The following is a 16,424-nucleotide window of genomic DNA, read 5'->3' as shown; positions in this document are numbered from 1 at the left end:
CCCTTATCTAGTGCAGTTTATTGATGAGGGTTTCTACGGAAAACGCCGTTGCCTTAAGAATAGGCGTTGGATAGATACCAAAGAATATTGTAAGAATAACCATTGGATAAAGGAGGAATTTTTCTCTTAAAGAAAGATCTATTAATACTTTTAAATTCTCTTTATCCAAGGAACCAAAAACCACACGCCGATAAAGATAAAGGGCATAGGCTGCCGATAAGATAACACCTGTTGTTGCTAAAACAACAACCAATTTATTTACTTGAAAAACACCTATTAAGGTTAAAAATTCACCCAAAAATCCTGAGCTTCCAGGCAAACCAACATTTGCCATGGTGAAAATTAAGAAAACAACAGCATATTTAGGCATATTATTCACTAAACCACCAAACGCTGAAATTTCACGTGTATGCAAGCGATCATAGATAACCCCAACACAAAGAAACAATGCTGCTGAAACAATTCCATGGGATAGCATCTGATAAATAGCCCCTTGTATCCCCTGTTCATTCGCAGCAAAAATACCCATCGTTACATATCCCATATGCGCTATTGAGGAATATGCAATAAGTTTTTTGATGTCACTTTGAACAAGTGCAACCAGTGATGTATAAATAATAGCGATAAGCGATAATGTGAAAACAAAAGGCGCAAAATCTGCTGAAGCGATAGGAAACATAGGCAAAGAAAAACGAAGAAAACCATACCCACCTAATTTAAGTAAGACACCAGCTAAAATAACAGAACCCGCTGTCGGTGCTTCTACGTGAGCATCAGGGAGCCATGTATGAACTGGCCACATTGGCATTTTAACTGCGAAAGAAGCAAAAAATGCAAGCCATAGCCATATTTGCATATGAGCAGGAAACTGATAATTGAGTAAAGTTGGTATATCAAGTGTCCCAGCCTCCCAATACATAACCATAAGAGCAACCAGCATAAGCACTGAACCAAGTAAAGTATATAAGAAAAACTTTATACTTGCATAAACACGACGTGCTCCTCCCCATACACCTATAATGATAAACATTGGAATGAGGCTGCCTTCAAAAAAAACATAGAATAGCATTGCATCAAGAGCACAAAAAACACCAATAATCGCAACTTCTAGAAGAAGAAACGCAATCATATAGGCTTTTAATCTCTCTTTAACATTCTCCCAACTTGCTAAAATACAGAAAGGCAAAAGAAAAGCCGAGAGAACAACAAAAAGAATAGAAATACCATCGACCCCCATATGATAGCTAATACCCCCCCCTAACCAACTGGATTTTTCAACCATTTGAAAATTTTGGTTGCTAGAATCAAATCCTATCCAAATAATTAAAGAAATAATAAAAACAAATAGAGTCGTAAAAAATGCGACATTACGTATATTATGGCGTGCTACTTCACTATCATCTTTGATAAACAAAATCAGAAGAACACCAACAAGCGGCAAAAATGTAACCGTAGAAAGAATAGGCCAATCGGTCATTAGTTTACGCCCCCGATCATCATCCATGTAATGAGCAATGCAACGCCGATAAGCATTGCAAATGCATAGTGGTAAAGATAGCCTGTTTGCATTCGAACAACTCTATTTGTAATATCAACAACACGCGCTGCAATACCATTGGGACCTAGACCATCAATAATCTTACCGTCTCCCACTTTCCAAAGAAAAGAACCAATTCTAAAGGTAGGACGAACAAATAAAAAGTTATATAATTGATCGAAATACCACTTTTGGTAAAGAAAGTGATACACTCCTGGCATAATACGCGCCATTTTCTTGGGAAGAGAGGGAGCCACAATATAAAATAAATAAGCCAACATAAACCCAAGAATCATTGCTATAAAAGGCGACCATTTTACCCAATTAAAAACATGGTGAGCATCATGAAGAATATGATTATGGCTGCTTGTAAATAATGCTCCCTTCCAAAAAGCATTATACAAGTCACCAAAAAAGTAAGGTTGGAAAACGACACCAGAAAATATTGCTCCAATAGATAAAAGAAAGAGTGGAATCAACATAACTGGAGGCGATTCATGAACATGATGCATCACATCAACTGTTGCCCGTGGTTTACCATGAAATGTCATAAAGATAAGTCGCCATGAATAGAAACTTGTTAAAAAGGCAGCAAAAACAAGAAGATAAAAAGCATATCCTGAAGCAATATTATGAGATGCAAAAGCAGACTCTATAATCGCATCTTTTGAGAAAAAACCTGCAGTCCCGAAAAGTGTTCCTGGAATTCCAACACCGGTCAAGGCAATGGTCCCGACCATCATCATCCAATAGGTGACCTTTATATGTTTGCGTAACCCACCCATTTTTCGCATATCTTGTTCATCAGATACAGCATGAATCACAGAACCTGCACCAAGAAACAATAAGGCTTTAAAAAAAGCATGCGTAAAAAGATGAAAGACAGCAGCGCCATAAGCTCCAACACCTAATGCCACAAACATATAACCAAGTTGAGAGCATGTAGAATAAGCAATAACACGCTTAATATCGTTCTGCACCAACCCCACAGTTGCTGCAAAAAACGCTGTTGTTGCACCAACAATAATAATCACGGTCAAAGCAGTTGAAGAAAGTTCAAAAATTGGCGACATACGCGCAACCATAAAAACACCAGCCGTTACCATTGTAGCGGCATGAATAAGCGCTGATACAGGGGTTGGTCCTTCCATTGCATCAGGCAGCCAAGTATGTAAAAGAAATTGTGCGGATTTTCCCATCGCACCAATAAATAATAAAAGACATGTAATGGTAATTGCCGTCTGCCCATCAAATTGCCAATCTAAAAATGTCATATTTTGTATAAAGCTCTTGTCGGCAGCTTTTGCAAAAATAGAGGCAAAATCAACCGATTGGAACAAAACAAAAATACTAAAGATTCCTAAGAGAAAACCAAAGTCTCCAACACGGTTAACTACAAAAGCTTTCATTGCGGCCTTATTAGCAGAATCGCGCTGAAACCAAAAACCAATGAGTAAATAAGAAGCAAGTCCGACACCTTCCCATCCAAAAAACATCTGAATCAAATTATTGGATGTGACCAACATAAGCATCATAAATGTAAACAAAGAAAGATAAGAAAAAAAACGAGACCTTGAAGGGTCATGGTGCATATAACCAATTGAATAAATATGCACCAATGCCGAAACACTGTTTACAACAATAAGCATGACAGCTGTTAATGTATCAACATGTAAAGCCCAATTAAAGCTTAAGTCACCAACAGTCATCCAATGTAATACCAATACATCAATCGCTGGAATATGACCAAGTGCAATACTGAAAAATGCTATCCACGATAATATGGCAACAACAACCATAAAGCTACATGTTATCAATTCACTCGCACGATCTCCTATCGTTTTTCCACCTAGTGCAGCAATGAGAAAACCCAAAAGCGGAAGAAAGACAATCGTATAATACATCACTGGTTAGCCTTTCATTACATTAACATCTTCAACCGCAATGGAACCACGATTACGGAAAAAAACGACCAGAATTGCTAAACCAATGGCAGCTTCAGCAGCTGCTACGGTTAAGACAAATAAAGCGAATACCTGACCAACGAGATCATGAAGAAATGCTGAAAATGCAACAAAATTGAGATTAACTGAAAGCAATATAAGCTCAATGGACATCAAGATAATAATCACATTTTTTCTGTTGAGAAAAATTCCAGCAATACCAATTGTAAACATCAAAGCAGAAACAGTGAGATAATGTGTAATATCAATATACATCTACATAGCCCCCCTTACATACCTTTGCCTGATTCAACTTGTTTGATTTCAATGGCACTTTCTACCGTTCTAGAAACTTGCTCCGCAATAGATTGCCGCTTTACTTCTAATTTATGACGAAGTGTTAAAACAATAGCTCCAATCATTGCAACCAATAAAATCATTCCAGCAATTTGAAAATAGAAAACATAATCCGTATAGAGAATATCACCTAATGCTTGTGTATTTGTTCGCTGCGCTAAATCTGGCATTGGTTGCGTAACATGCGTTCTCAAGACTGGAGAAAAATAGCTACTCATAAAAACAACAATCAATTCTACAGCGATAATAATGCCAATAAGAGCCCCAATCGGAGCATACCGAAGAGTTCCACTCTTTAACTCAGCAAAATCAACATCAAGCATCATAACGACAAATAAAAATAAAACAGCGACAGCTCCAACATAAACAACAAGCAGAATAAGCCCCAAAAACTCTGCTCCTGCAAGTAAAAACAAAGCTGCTGCATTAAAAAATGCGAGGATTAAAAACAAAACAGAATGCACTGGATTGCGTGCTGTAATAACAATAACTGCACTTGTTAGCATAATAAAAGCAAACAAATAGAAAAATGCCGCCGCTAGATCTGTTAGCATAGGCTTCTCCTTAATTATTCAAACAATTGGTATAAACTTCATACCAGATTACAATTTATCGGAAAAATATCCGACACCTCATTTAACGATACACTTAACGATAAGGCGCATCCATCAATATATTTCGAGCAATTTCTCGCTCCCAGCGATCTCCATTCAATAAAAGCTTTTCTTTATCATAATAAAGTTCTTCACGTGTTTCCGTCGCAAACTCAAAATTTGGACCTTCGACAATAGCTTCAACCGGACAGGCTTCTTGACAAAAACCACAGTAAATACATTTAACCATGTCTATATCATAACGGACAGTTCTACGTGTACCATCATTGCGCCGTGGCCCAGCTTCAATTGTAATCGCTTGAGCAGGACAAATCGCTTCACATAATTTACAAGCAATACACCGTTCTTCACCATTTGGATAGCGACGCAATGCATGCTCACCGCGAAAACGCTGAGATACAAAACCTTTTTCATAAGGATAATTAATCGTGGGTTTTGGTGAAAAAAATTGACGCATAGCTAAGAAAAAAGCACTCACAAATTCCAATAGAAGAAGTGACTTTGCCGCCTGAATAAAACCTGACATCGTAAAATCTCCTCTTAAACGAAATCCGTAAACTTTAAAAAAGCAGCAGTTATCACAACCATTGTTAGTGAGAGAGGAAGAAAAACCTTCCAACCAAGCCGCATGAGCTGATCATAGCGATAACGTGGAACAAATGCTTTGACCATAGCAAACCAAAAAAATACAAAACAAACTTTTAAAACAAACCAAATGATACCAGGAACCCAATTAAGCCACCAAACATCTAAGGGAGGCAGCCAACCGCCTAAAAATAGAATGGTTGTTAATGCGCACATTAAAACAATCGCAACATATTCACCTAGAAAGAAGAGCATGTAAGGCGTTGAAGAATATTCTACCATATGACCAGCAACAAGTTCAGATTCTGCTTCCACCAAATCGAATGGAGGACGGTTTGTCTCTGCAAGCGCAGAAATAAAAAATATAATAAACATTGGAAAAAGGACCAACCAATTCCAATCGAGAAAACTGTTAAAAGGAAGACCAAGAGTTGTACCAAGCCCGTGCGTTTGTTTAAAAACAATTGTTGTGAGATCTAACGAACCACTTATTAAAATGACAGTCACAAGCACAAAACCAATGGAAACTTCATAAGAAACCATTTGTGCCGCCGAACGAAGAGCTCCTAAGAAAGGATATTTTGAATTTGATGCCCATCCCCCCATAATAACACCATAAACTTCAAGAGATGAAATGGCTAAAATATAAAGCAAGCCAACATTAATCTTTGCAACCTCCCAGCCCTCATTGACAGGAATAACAGCCCAAGTTGATAAAGCAAGTGTCGCTGAAACAAAAGGAGCCAAAAGAAAAACCCCCTTATTTGCACCTGCTGGGATAATAGGTTCTTTCACAACAAATTTAATTAAATCTGCAAAAGACTGTAACAAACCCCATGGTCCAACAACGTTTGGTCCACGACGCAATTGTACCGCTGCCCAAATTTTTCTATCGGCATAAAGAAGATAAGCAACTAAGACCAAAAGAACGACCAAAAGAAGAAGTGTTTTTCCGATTATAATGAGTAATGGCAACAGCCAAGTCATAAAGAAATCATACATCATTATTCCTTTTCCTTTGCCCTTACTTTACTGTTTGTGTAGCACGTTTTTTTGCAAGAGATGAACATTCAGCCATAACAGCAGAAGCACGTGCTATCGGATTTGTTAAATAAAAATCTTTAACCATAGAAGTAAATGCTTGACTCTCGAGAGAAACCATTTTTGAACCAAGCGCCTTAAGACCACTTATATCAGAAGGCACTATATCATCAACAGCACAAAGGTGTGGATAATCATTAAACAAGCATTGCCTTAATTGAGAAAGAGAATCAAAAGGGAGCTTTTGTCCTAAAATATCCGATAAAGCACGCAAAATAGCCCAATCTTCTTTTGCTTCACCTGGAGCAAAACCAGCCCGATTTGTCATTTGAACACGTCCTTCTGTATTCACATAAAGCCCTGATTTTTCAGTGTAAGCAGATGCAGGCAAAATAACGTCAGCAGCATGTGCACCATTATCACCATGGCTCCCAATATAAACTGTAAAAGCTTTTGTATTGGCTAATTCTACTTCATCAGCACCAAGCAAAAATAGAACTTCACAGGTTTTAAGTATATTTGCAACCCCAAGCTTAGAAGTAAAGCCTATGTCCAACCCTCCAACAATCGATGCTGCATTATGAAGAACCCCAAACCCATTCCATGTCTCACTAAGAGCACCTATATTATCAGCTAATTTAGCAAGACTTTTTAAAACCGATAAACCTTCACTTCCTGAAACCGCTCCCTCTCCGATAAGAATAAGGGGCCTCTTCGCTTCTTTTAAGACATTAAAAAAAACATCCTCTCCACGAATAAGTGTCGTTAATGTATCACTCCCAGATCCAAGGTAAGAATAAGGATAACGTAAATCGACTTTCTCTCCAATTAATGCAATAGGAAAATTGCCCATCCGTTGGCGCTTTAAAATACGCGCATTTAAAACAGCTGCTTCATGACGTGGATTAGATCCCACAATAAGCAGTGCATCAGCCTGTTCAATACCTACAATTGTAGGATTAAAAATATAACTCGAGCGCCCAAACTCTGGCGATAAAGCCCCCCCTCTTTGACGACAATCAAAAAGCGTTGAGCCCAAAGAACTCAATAATGCTTTAAGGGCATACATTTCTTCAACAGAAGCAAGATCCCCCGCAATGGCTCCAATTTTTTCTGGAAAAATTTTAGAGATTACCATTTTAATTTTTGCAAAAGCTTCTGTCCAACTGACAGGTTGAAGCTTTCCATCTTTGCGTACATATGGCTTATCAAGCCGCTGAGTCCGTAATCCATCCCAAATAAAACGCGTTTTATCAGAGATCCATTCCTCATTTACATCTTCATTCGTACGCGGCATAATCCGCATAACTTCACGGCCGCGGCTATCAATACGGATAGCACTACCAAGCGCATCCATCACATCAATCGATTCCGTTTTTACCAATTCCCACGGACGGGCATGAAACGCATAAGGTTTTGAAGTTAGAGCTCCCACTGGACAAAGATCAATAACATTTCCCTGTAATTCAGATGTCATAGCTTTTTCAAGATACGTCGTAATTTCAGCATCTTCACCACGACCGATCAAACCAAGTTCAGAAATACCTGCAACTTCCGTTGTAAAACGAACACACCGTGTACAATGAATACACCGTGTCATAACAGTTTTGACGAGAGGTCCAATATATTTATCTTCTACAGCACGTTTATTTTCTGTATAACGAGAACAATCTCGTCCATAAAGCATTGCTTGATCTTGAAGATCACACTCTCCCCCTTGATCACACACTGGACAATCCAAAGGATGATTAATGAGAAGAAATTCCATAACACCTTCACGTGCTTTTTTTACCATCGGTGTATTGGTAAAAATCTCAGGTGCCTCACCGTTAGGCCCCAATCGTAAATCACGAACCCCCATAGCACAAGAAGCCTGAGGTTTTGATGGACCACCCTTAACCTCAACTAAACACATACGACAATTTCCAGCAATTGACAAAGATTCATGAAAACAAAAACGTGGAATTTCTACCCCAGCCGCCTCAGCAGCCTGAAGCAAAGTGTAGTAATCAGGAACTTCAATCTCTTTGCCATCAACTTTGATATTTATCATCACCCATCCAACCTGCGGATAACCCACTTAAAATTTGCATTCGGTTGCTCTTAAAACAAAATCCTTTATTAAACCGCTTCTAAAGCAATATTTTTGCTTTGGACTACATTTCGCGTGTATTCATCAATTCTACGCTCGATTTCCGGACGAAAATTACGTATCAACCCCTGTACAGGCCATGCGGCAGCATCACCAAGCGCACAAATAGTGTGTCCTTCAACCTGTTTAGACACTTCAAACAAAAGATCAATCTCGCGTTTTTGCGCTCTTCCCTCAACCATACGCCCTAAAAGACGCATCATCCATCCCGTCCCCTCACGACACGGTGTACACTGACCACAACTCTCGTGCTTGAAAAAAGCAGCTATACGCCAAATTGCCTTGATAATATCGGTTGATTTATCCATAACAATCATTCCCCCTGTGCCAAAAGAAGACCCGACATCTCGCATCCCATCAAAATCCATGATCGCATCGATCATATCCTCACCACGAACGACTGGACAAGAAGCCCCCCCTGGAATAACTGCTAAAAGATTATTCCATCCACCACGAACACCACCCGTATGTTTTTCAATTAATTCACGGAATGAAACACCAAGAGCGTCTTCAAATGTACAAGGTGCATTAACATGCCCTGAAACCATAAATAATTTCGTTCCAACATTATTTGCTCGTCCGATTGATGAAAACCACGAAGCACCCCGCCGCAAAATCGTTGGAACAACGGCAATAGACTCTACATTATTTACTGTTGTTGGACAGCCATAAATCCCCATATTGGCAGGAAATGGTGGTTTAAGCCGAGGTTGTCCCTTTTTTCCCTCAAGACTTTCAAGAAGAGCCGTTTCTTCACCACAAATATAAGCACCAGCTCCATGATGAATAACAATATCACAAGCATGCCCATATTTCGTTTTTTTACCAAGTAAACCCGCATCATAGCATTCATCAACGGCAGCTTGAAGCGCTTCACGTTCACGAATATATTCACCACGAATATAAATAAAAGCAACATTAGCTCCCATAGCAAAAGTAGCGATTGCACATCCTTCAATCAAAGTGTGGGGGTCATGACGTAAAATATCACGGTCTTTACAAGTTCCAGGTTCAGATTCATCGGCATTGACAACCAAATAATGAGGACGCCCATCATTCTGCTTTGGCATAAAGGACCACTTCATTCCAGTAGGAAAACCAGCACCACCACGACCGCGTAAACCCGATGCCTTCACTTCATCAATGACCCAATCACGACCTTTGTCAATCATTTCTTTCAGACCATTCCAATGCCCACGCAACATCGCAGCCTTTAATGATTTGTCTTTTAAACCATAAATATTGGTGAAGATACGATCTTTATCAGCTAGCATGCCCCACCTTTTTTTCTATTACCCATAGCATTTTCCGCTTTTCCTCAAATGCAGTTTTTAAATATCTTTTCAAGACTTCTTACTTTTCGTTAAATGTTGCCGTCATGGGTAGAATAATAAAATATTTTCTCAAGAAAAATACTTAATTATGTTCCCCATTCTTTCCTTATCCTTTTTTGGTGAAGACTTGAGAGATCTTTTTTTCTTTCTCATCATCAATAAGAGAAGTTAAACCACTAATCGGTTCCGACGATTTACGACTATTTTGCGGACCAACCGCTATCTCAGAACCCTTACCTGCTTCAAATGCATCAATAATTTCTTCAAGGCGTTCAGCTGTAAGATCTTCATAAGTATCTTTAAAAATCATAACCATCGGAGCATTCACACAAGCACCAAGACACTCTACCTCTTCCCATGATAAGGTTCCATTCTGATTGGTCGCAAAAGGTTCATGATGAATTTTTTTCTGACAAACTTTAATCAATTCGTCAGAACCACGTAACATACAAGGCGTTGTACCACAAACTTGAATATGCGCTTTTGTTCCAACAGGCTTAAGCTGAAACTGAGTATAAAAAGTAGCAACTTCTAAGACACGGATATAAGCCATGGAAAGAATCTGAGCAATATGCTCAATCGCTGCACGTGTCACCCAACCATCTTGCTCTTGAGCACGCATTAATAATGGAATTACAGCAGACTGCTCACGCCCTGCAGGATATTTTTTTATGGTATTTTTTACCCATATCTGATTTTCTTTTGTAAAAGAAAACTCAGCGGGCTGATAAACATCATCTGCAAGACGGCGTACGGACATTAGCGATCAACCTCCCCAAAAACAATATCAATCGAACCCAAAATAGCTGTAGCATCTGCTAACATATGACCTCTGGTTAAAAAATCCATAGCTTGGAGATGAGCAAACCCAGGAGCACGCAACTTGACACGATAAGGCTTATTGGTTCCATCAGAAACAAGATAAACACCAAACTCACCCTTCGGAGCTTCCACAGCAACATATACTTCTCCAGGAGGTGTATGAAAACCTTCCGTATAGAGTTTAAAGTGATGAATCAGTGCTTCCATCGAGCTTTTCATTTCACTCCGCGTCGGTGGTACAATTTTGCGATCCAAGCTCGAAACCGGTCCATTTTTTTCAGTACTCAGTAAACGTTCCACACATTGGCGCATAATTTTCGCTGATTGACGCATTTCTTCCATACGAATAAGATAGCGATCATAACAATCGCTATTTTTACCTATAGGAATATCGAATTCCATTTCATCGTAACATTCATAAGGCTGACTTTTACGCAAATCCCATGGAACACCAGCTCCACGAATCATAACCCCAGAAAAACCGCGTGCCCAAGCTTCATCAATACTTACAACGCCAATATCCACATTACGCTGCTTAAAAATCCGATTTGGGGTCACAAGCGCATCAAGTTTTCCGAGAGAAACAAGAAATGGATCAATAAAATCACCAATATCCTCAACTAAAGATTCTGGTAAATCTTGATGCACGCCACCAGGACGAAAATAATTTGCATGAAGACGAGCACCACAGGCACGCTCATAAAAAATCATCAATCTTTCACGTTGCTCAAATCCCCAAAGCGGTGGTGTTAAAGCACCAACATCCATTGCCTGTGTCGTTACATTAAGCAAATGATTAAGAATACGCCCAATTTCAGAAAACAAAACACGTATTAATTGCCCTCTTTTAGGAACTTTTATATCTAATAACTTTTCAATAGCAAGAACAAAAGCATGTTCCTGATTCATAGGAGCAACATAATCCAAACGATCTAGATAAGGACCAGCTTGGAGATAAGTCTTTGTTTCCATTAATTTTTCAGTACCGCGATGCAACAACCCAATATGTGGATCTACACGCTCAACAACTTCACCGTCCAGCTCCAGAACCATGCGCAAAACCCCATGCGCGGCAGGATGCTGCGGACCAAAATTGATATTAAAGTTTCGAACATTGACCTCAGCCACAATCAACCCCTTGCTTTTTAAAAAACTTCATATCAAATATCAAAAAATCTATCACGCTAAAAAATATTTAATTATTTAAGAAATACAGTACTCTAATATAATGCCTTATCAAAACCAATATTATTTTTTTTCATCTGCTTTCCCATCACATGGCAAAGTATACTGTCCTCCTTCCCAAGGAGAAAGAAAATCAAAATTACGCATCTCTTGGCGCAAAACAACAGGCTCATAAATCACCCTCTTTGCTTCATTATCATAACGGCATTCAACAAATCCTGTCACAGGAAAGTCTTTGCGTAAAGGATATCCTTCAAACCCATAATCTGTTAAAATCCGTCTCAAATCCGGGTGTCCTGAAAATAAAACCCCATACATATCATACGTTTCACGTTCATACCACTCTGCGCCAGGATAAACCGTACAAGCTGAAGCAACAGGAGTATTTTCATCCGTACGAACTTTTACACGTAAGCGTAAATTCTCACGAGGAGATAACAATTGGTAAGAAACATCAAAGCGCTTATCGCGAAAAGGATAATCCACACCACTAATGTCTGTAAGATTAATAAATTGACAGCGAGAATCATCACGAACAAACATTAAGACATCGATAATTGCATCAAGACGTGCCACAATGGTCAATTCACCAAAAGCAAGAACAGTCTCTTCAAGCTTATTTTTTAATTTGTTTTCCAAATAAGCAGCAAGCTCAACCAATGTTTCATCCACCATGACAAGAAAACTCTCTATCGCTCTATGGATCCGGTACGACGGATTTTTTTCTGTAGCAACAATATGCCGTATAATAATGCCTCTGCTGTAGGTGGACACCCTGGGACATATATATCGACAGGCACGATACGATCACATCCCCGCACTACTGAATAGGAATAATGATAATATCCCCCACCGTTTGCACATGATCCCATAGAAATCACATAACGTGGCTCTGGCATCTGATCGTACACTTTTCTTAAAGCAGGAGCCATCTTATTTGTTAGAGTACCTGCCACCACCATCACATCTGACTGGCGGGGTGAAGCTCGTGGTGCATATCCAAAACGCTCATTATCATAATGAGGCATTGAGCATTGCATCATTTCGATAGCACAACAAGCCAAACCAAAACTCATCCACATTAAAGAACCGGTACGTGCCCAAGTAATCAAAGCATCTGCCGAGGTAACTAAAAACCCCTTATCTGATAATTCAGCATTGATATCACGAAAAAACTTATCGTCAGATCCTATCAGCCCACCAGTATTTGGATCAATGATTCCTTTTGGTTTTGGAGCCTCAATCGTTGAATTATTAGATATTAATTCCATTCAAGGGCTCCTTTTTTCCATTCATATATAAATCCAATAGTCAAAATCGCTAAAAACACAATCATCGACCAAAAGCCAAACATACCTATTGATTCGAATGAAACAGCCCAAGGAAAAAGAAATACAACTTCAAGATCAAAAATAATAAATAAAATTGACACCAAATAGAAACGAATATCAAACTTCATGCGTGCATCACTAAATGAATTAAACCCACATTCATAAGCCGATAATTTTTCAGGATCGGGGGAACGATATGCTACAATGTAAGGTGTAATCAACAAAACTCCAGCAATAACCGCTGACACAATAATGAAAATCAAGACTGGCAAATAAGAGCTCAATAAATAAGCCATAACCCTCTTCCATCGTAACGAAATGCCTGAGTTTAACACAATGATTCAATATTGCGAGACCAAACAGACAAATTTAACAATCGCTCTATTAACTCTATTCATACTGCTTCAAAGGCATACAGAGCGATACTTTTCTTATCGGCATAGGTAACGCAGAGCAAAGAAAGACGCAAGCCCTATTCTTATAAACCATATAAAAAGAAAGAAAAAACATATTTATTCCCAATCAAACACTCCACCACATCACTCATAGCATATGGATATTTTAAAAAGGAAATTTCATAAGGAATCACGAAATGGCGCGAGTGACGGGGCTCGAACCCGCGACCTCCGGCGTGACAGGCCAGCACTCTAACCAACTGAGCTACACCCGCGCATTTTTTCGAACCAATTTAATTTGGTACAAGCGGTCGTGTAAGGGGTTCATGCGTTTATGTCAAGAAGGATTATGCATTTTTAAAAAAAATTATCAAATACCATCTTTATTCTTGCGTTTAGAAAAATTTTTCCTTAAAGATTCTCCATTCAATTGCTGATCATTGCATTGGGCGATTAGCTCAGCTGGTAGAGCGCCTCGTTTACACCGAGGATGTCGGGAGTTCGAGTCTCTCATCGCCCACCATATAGCTTTATATTCCTATTAAGTTTTTGATTCTTCATATATTTTTAAAAGATAAGGGATGCCTAAATAAAGTTAGGGGAATAGGATTTTTCAACCTATCTCTATAGGACGCCTCTTTTTTTGCAAACTTTCTCAAGAACGTCTTTTAATTCTGCTAAGTTTTGTTGTGAAAAATTCTCTAAATTTCTAACAAACTCACCAACAGCTTCACGCCTCAACGGATCAGAAGTCTTGATTTTAAAACTTTTGCGTCAAACATAAGCTTCTTTTCTTAAGAGTAAAGCCTTCTGTTGATCTAAATCATAGAGTTCAATTATCTTTTCCTCCAGTCCTACAGGAACAGATTTTTTGCCAATTTCTACAGAAGATAAAAATGATACAGATATGTCCAATACCTCTATACAAAAACCATTATCAAGCATATACAATATCTCTTATGGTGAGAAATTATTAACTTTTCATCAGGAATAGTGTGTTTAATATCATTATAAAATTTAAATATTACAACGAGATATATAAATAAAATATATTGGTGTACTTATGCTTGTCAATCTTAATGCTATAATCCGCGATCTTTCTTCAGAAACGAATATCGTTACAGTTCTTAAGGAATCTATCGTTAACTCTATACAAGCTCATGCAACAAAAATTGATATTTTATTCCAACTTTATGGCAATGCAGATTTGTGGGAGAATCAACCAATTTTTTCTATAAATGTTTTTGATAATGGAGATGGATTTACAAAAGAGAATATCAAATCTTTCTCTACTTATAAAAGTGATTATAAAATTCAAGAAGGATGTAAAGGGGTTGGACGTATTACTTACTTGAAAATATTCGAAGAAGTTAAAATCATTAGTTTTAGCAAAGATGAACATCATGCTCAAATTTCACTGAATTTCACTCCACAGTTTACACAAGATTCTTTTAAAAAAGAAAATGGCGAAAAAGATAAATGGTGAAATACACATTTATCTTTTGAAGGGCCTTATAAACAAAATGTGTTGGATATAAACCTAGTTCATAATGAAATTTACTATCATCTTCTTCCTTTACTTTTTTTAAAGAAAGATGAAAATATCCAAATTAACTTTTATGTACATAATGTAGAAAATTTAGAAGATGTAAATAACTTAAGGGATGTAAAAAATTTAGAAGATGTAGAAAGCTTAGAGAAAAGAACAATCAATACGCAAGATTTACCTTACTTAGAAAATAAAACTCTCAAAATCGGTCTTTCAAATATTCCCTTCAGCCTTTCTTATTATTTTGAAGAGAGCACAAATTCTAAGACTAAAGTAGAGGCTTACTATTGTGCTAATAATCGTACTGTTATGGCTTTTTCAAAGTTTATAAATATCAATCCAATAAACAATGTTATGATGATATTTTTATTAGAATCGCCTATTTTGGATAAGTATGTTAACGACGAATGAAATGAGTTTGAAATTAATAAAACAGATCCTGACTTAGAAACCCAACTAACTTGGGATGATATTAATCAAACGTTAAAAAACACTTTAAATAAAATAATTAACAGCCAATTTCCGGAAATTAAAGAAAAAAAGAGCACTCTTCTCAAAAAAATTGCTGAAGAATATCCTTATTTAGTAGACTTCCTAGACACCAAAGATGTAATTGGGGGCGTCTTCAAAGAAGATTCATTTATTGAAAACGCGGAAAAAAAATATTCAAAAAGAAAACTAGTATTCAGAAAAACTCTTCATGAAGGCAAAGGAAAGCCAAAAGAAAATTTACAAAAAGCACAAAAATTTGCTAGTTTAGAATTAACACAATACATTCAGTTCCGAGATGATATTTTGAATCAATTCTCTAAATTATTAACACCAAAAACTTTAGAAAAAGACATTCATAATTTATTTATTCACCAAGGAAAAACAGCTGATAAATTTTCTCCTTTGCCATTAAAAGAAAATAATTTATGGATAATTGATGATAAATTTATGAGTTATAACTATTTACAAAGTGAGAAAACAATACAAGAATTTCTTTCAAACGTTGATTCGTTATCTATTAATTCTGGAAGAAAAAAAACGTGTTGTCTTAATAGAATTAAAAAAAACCACGGCCGATTACAAAAATTCAGGCGTTGCACAATTAAGTAATTATGCCAGAGTCCTTAAAACATATGGTGTTAATGAGATATATTTATATTTAATAGCTGAAATAGATGATGATTTTGCATATACATTGCTTGATACAAATCATTTTATAGAAGTTTTTTCTCAAGAAGGAAAATGTTATCAGGGAAGTCTTTCTATGGGTAATGCATTTGTACAAGTTATATCTCCAAGTGCTGTTATTGGGAATGCAAAAGCAAGAAATAGAACTTTTATGGATATTATTAAAAAGGATTTGTTACATCATCGATCAAAGCAAGCCAATCAAGTATTCTGTTCTTCAATTCTTTGAAAAACACTGTTTTAAATGTGATAAGATATTATCGAGCGCATCTATAAGGCGGGAAATATCGAGAATAAACACAAATATAATGAGTAATAACCACTTCATGATGCGTGACATCATCTTTAAGCCTTGATAGGTCTCTATCATCTCGTGAAGGAGCTGTTGTTCTGTTTCTGT

At 37.5% G+C, this 16,424-nt stretch carries 16 protein-coding genes, 2 tRNA genes and 2 pseudogenes; 4 read left to right on the top strand and 16 right to left on the bottom strand.

Annotation, left to right across the window (positions count from 1 at the left end; translation table 11 throughout):
* Positions 1-7: 7 nt before the first annotated feature.
* From ACFING_RS02990 to ACFING_RS02925, 14 genes and pseudogenes are all read right to left on the bottom strand, one after another.
* Positions 8-1,477 (bottom strand): NADH-quinone oxidoreductase subunit M, encoded by a 1,470-nt coding sequence (locus ACFING_RS02990; protein WP_273791287.1) that lies wholly within the window; start codon positions 1,475-1,477, stop codon positions 8-10.
* Positions 1,477-3,441: an NADH-quinone oxidoreductase subunit L gene (gene nuoL / locus ACFING_RS02985; protein WP_375629783.1), complete on the bottom strand. Its 1,965-nt coding sequence runs from the start codon at positions 3,439-3,441 to the stop codon at positions 1,477-1,479. The genes ACFING_RS02990 and nuoL overlap by 1 nt, the downstream gene beginning before the upstream one ends.
* Positions 3,442-3,447: 6 nt before the next feature.
* Entirely contained in the window at positions 3,448-3,756 is a 309-nt protein-coding gene (nuoK, locus tag ACFING_RS02980; protein ID WP_273791275.1) for an NADH-quinone oxidoreductase subunit NuoK, read from the bottom strand.
* Positions 3,757-3,770: 14 nt separating this feature from the next.
* The gene (locus tag ACFING_RS02975; RefSeq protein ID WP_375629780.1) at positions 3,771-4,391 is read right to left on the bottom strand and encodes an NADH-quinone oxidoreductase subunit J; all 621 of its coding nucleotides are present in this window, start codon (positions 4,389-4,391) and stop codon (positions 3,771-3,773) included.
* Between the two features lie 94 nt (positions 4,392-4,485).
* Positions 4,486-4,977 carry an NADH-quinone oxidoreductase subunit NuoI gene (gene nuoI / locus ACFING_RS02970; protein WP_273723184.1) on the bottom strand — a complete coding sequence of 164 codons (492 nt, stop codon included), beginning with the start codon at positions 4,975-4,977 and terminating at the stop codon, positions 4,486-4,488.
* A gap of 14 nt (positions 4,978-4,991) precedes the next feature.
* Complete coding sequence (gene nuoH, locus ACFING_RS02965) at positions 4,992-6,038, bottom strand: NADH-quinone oxidoreductase subunit NuoH (RefSeq protein ID WP_375629900.1); 1,047 nt, start codon at positions 6,036-6,038, stop codon at positions 4,992-4,994.
* 22 nt (positions 6,039-6,060) lie between these two features.
* Positions 6,061-8,130: an NADH-quinone oxidoreductase subunit NuoG gene (nuoG, locus tag ACFING_RS02960; protein WP_375629777.1), complete on the bottom strand. Its 2,070-nt coding sequence runs from the start codon at positions 8,128-8,130 to the stop codon at positions 6,061-6,063.
* Between the two features lie 68 nt (positions 8,131-8,198).
* Entirely contained in the window at positions 8,199-9,503 is a 1,305-nt protein-coding gene (gene nuoF / locus ACFING_RS02955; RefSeq protein ID WP_375629774.1) for an NADH-quinone oxidoreductase subunit NuoF, read from the bottom strand.
* 129 nt (positions 9,504-9,632) lie between these two features.
* Positions 9,633-10,323 (bottom strand): annotated as a pseudogene (nuoE, locus tag ACFING_RS02950) (NADH-quinone oxidoreductase subunit NuoE).
* Positions 10,323-11,513: an NADH-quinone oxidoreductase subunit D gene (locus ACFING_RS02945; RefSeq protein WP_375613457.1), complete on the bottom strand. Its 1,191-nt coding sequence runs from the start codon at positions 11,511-11,513 to the stop codon at positions 10,323-10,325. The pseudogene nuoE and the gene ACFING_RS02945 overlap by 1 nt, the downstream one beginning before the upstream one ends.
* A 120-nt stretch (positions 11,514-11,633) precedes the next feature.
* Positions 11,634-12,245 (bottom strand): NADH-quinone oxidoreductase subunit C, encoded by a 612-nt coding sequence (locus ACFING_RS02940; protein ID WP_375629771.1) that lies wholly within the window; start codon positions 12,243-12,245, stop codon positions 11,634-11,636.
* Positions 12,246-12,259: 14 nt separating this feature from the next.
* Positions 12,260-12,841: a NuoB/complex I 20 kDa subunit family protein gene (locus tag ACFING_RS02935; protein WP_375629768.1), complete on the bottom strand. Its 582-nt coding sequence runs from the start codon at positions 12,839-12,841 to the stop codon at positions 12,260-12,262.
* The gene (locus ACFING_RS02930) at positions 12,832-13,197 is read right to left on the bottom strand and encodes an NADH-quinone oxidoreductase subunit A (protein ID WP_375629765.1); all 366 of its coding nucleotides are present in this window, start codon (positions 13,195-13,197) and stop codon (positions 12,832-12,834) included. Before ACFING_RS02930 ends, ACFING_RS02935 begins: the two co-directional genes overlap by 10 nt.
* Positions 13,198-13,494: 297 nt before the next feature.
* Positions 13,495-13,571, bottom strand: a tRNA-Asp gene (locus tag ACFING_RS02925).
* 172 nt (positions 13,572-13,743) lie between these two features.
* On the opposite strand from ACFING_RS02925, the gene ACFING_RS02920 reads away from it, so the two are divergent.
* Positions 13,744-13,819, top strand: a tRNA-Val gene (locus ACFING_RS02920).
* A gap of 101 nt (positions 13,820-13,920) precedes the next feature.
* Here ACFING_RS02920 and ACFING_RS02915 read toward each other — a convergent pair.
* Positions 13,921-14,241 (bottom strand): annotated as a pseudogene (locus ACFING_RS02915) (XRE family transcriptional regulator).
* A gap of 118 nt (positions 14,242-14,359) precedes the next feature.
* Between ACFING_RS02915 and ACFING_RS02910 the strand changes: the two are divergent.
* The 3 genes from ACFING_RS02910 to ACFING_RS02900 all read left to right on the top strand — a co-directional run bounded on the left by ACFING_RS02910 (position 14,360) and on the right by ACFING_RS02900 (position 16,253).
* Complete coding sequence (locus tag ACFING_RS02910) at positions 14,360-14,782, top strand: ATP-binding protein (protein WP_375629762.1); 423 nt, start codon at positions 14,360-14,362, stop codon at positions 14,780-14,782.
* A 39-nt stretch (positions 14,783-14,821) separates the two neighbouring features.
* Positions 14,822-15,256 carry a hypothetical protein gene (locus ACFING_RS02905; protein WP_375629761.1) on the top strand — a complete coding sequence of 145 codons (435 nt, stop codon included), beginning with the start codon at positions 14,822-14,824 and terminating at the stop codon, positions 15,254-15,256.
* 583 nt (positions 15,257-15,839) lie between these two features.
* Positions 15,840-16,253: a hypothetical protein gene (locus tag ACFING_RS02900; protein ID WP_375629759.1), complete on the top strand. Its 414-nt coding sequence runs from the start codon at positions 15,840-15,842 to the stop codon at positions 16,251-16,253.
* Here ACFING_RS02900 and ACFING_RS02895 read toward each other — a convergent pair.
* A partial coding sequence (locus ACFING_RS02895) for a hypothetical protein (RefSeq protein ID WP_375629757.1) occupies positions 16,242-16,424 on the bottom strand: 183 nt, incomplete at its 5' end. The genes ACFING_RS02900 and ACFING_RS02895 overlap by 12 nt on opposite strands.

Source organism: Bartonella sp. AP150HLJHH (genome assembly GCF_042196385.1).
GTDB lineage: Bacteria > Pseudomonadota > Alphaproteobacteria > Rhizobiales > Rhizobiaceae > Bartonella.
The sequence above is the reverse complement of the archived record's forward strand: the minus strand, read 5'-3'. Positions and strand labels throughout refer to the sequence as shown.

Bases quoted from the DNA above. Each gene is read 5' to 3' on its own strand.
- ACFING_RS02990 (WP_273791287.1), bottom strand. From the start codon at position 1,477: ATGACCGATTGGCCTATTCTTTCTACGGTTACATTTTTGCCGCTTGTT.
- nuoL (WP_375629783.1), bottom strand. From the start codon at position 3,441: ATGTATTATACGATTGTCTTTCTTCCGCTTTTGGGTTTTCTCATTGCT.
- nuoK (WP_273791275.1), bottom strand. From the start codon at position 3,756: ATGTATATTGATATTACACATTATCTCACTGTTTCTGCTTTGATGTTT.
- ACFING_RS02975 (WP_375629780.1), bottom strand. From the start codon at position 4,391: ATGCTAACAGATCTAGCGGCGGCATTTTTCTATTTGTTTGCTTTTATT.
- nuoI (WP_273723184.1), bottom strand. From the start codon at position 4,977: ATGTCAGGTTTTATTCAGGCGGCAAAGTCACTTCTTCTATTGGAATTT.
- nuoH (WP_375629900.1), bottom strand. From the start codon at position 6,038: ATGTATGATTTCTTTATGACTTGGCTGTTGCCATTACTCATTATAATC.
- nuoG (WP_375629777.1), bottom strand. From the start codon at position 8,130: ATGATAAATATCAAAGTTGATGGCAAAGAGATTGAAGTTCCTGATTAC.
- nuoF (WP_375629774.1), bottom strand. From the start codon at position 9,503: ATGCTAGCTGATAAAGATCGTATCTTCACCAATATTTATGGTTTAAAA.
- ACFING_RS02940 (WP_375629771.1), bottom strand. From the start codon at position 12,245: ATGGTGGATGAAACATTGGTTGAGCTTGCTGCTTATTTGGAAAACAAA.
- ACFING_RS02935 (WP_375629768.1), bottom strand. From the start codon at position 12,841: ATGGAATTAATATCTAATAATTCAACGATTGAGGCTCCAAAACCAAAA.
- ACFING_RS02930 (WP_375629765.1), bottom strand. From the start codon at position 13,197: ATGGCTTATTTATTGAGCTCTTATTTGCCAGTCTTGATTTTCATTATT.
- ACFING_RS02910 (WP_375629762.1), top strand. From the start codon at position 14,360: ATGCTTGTCAATCTTAATGCTATAATCCGCGATCTTTCTTCAGAAACG.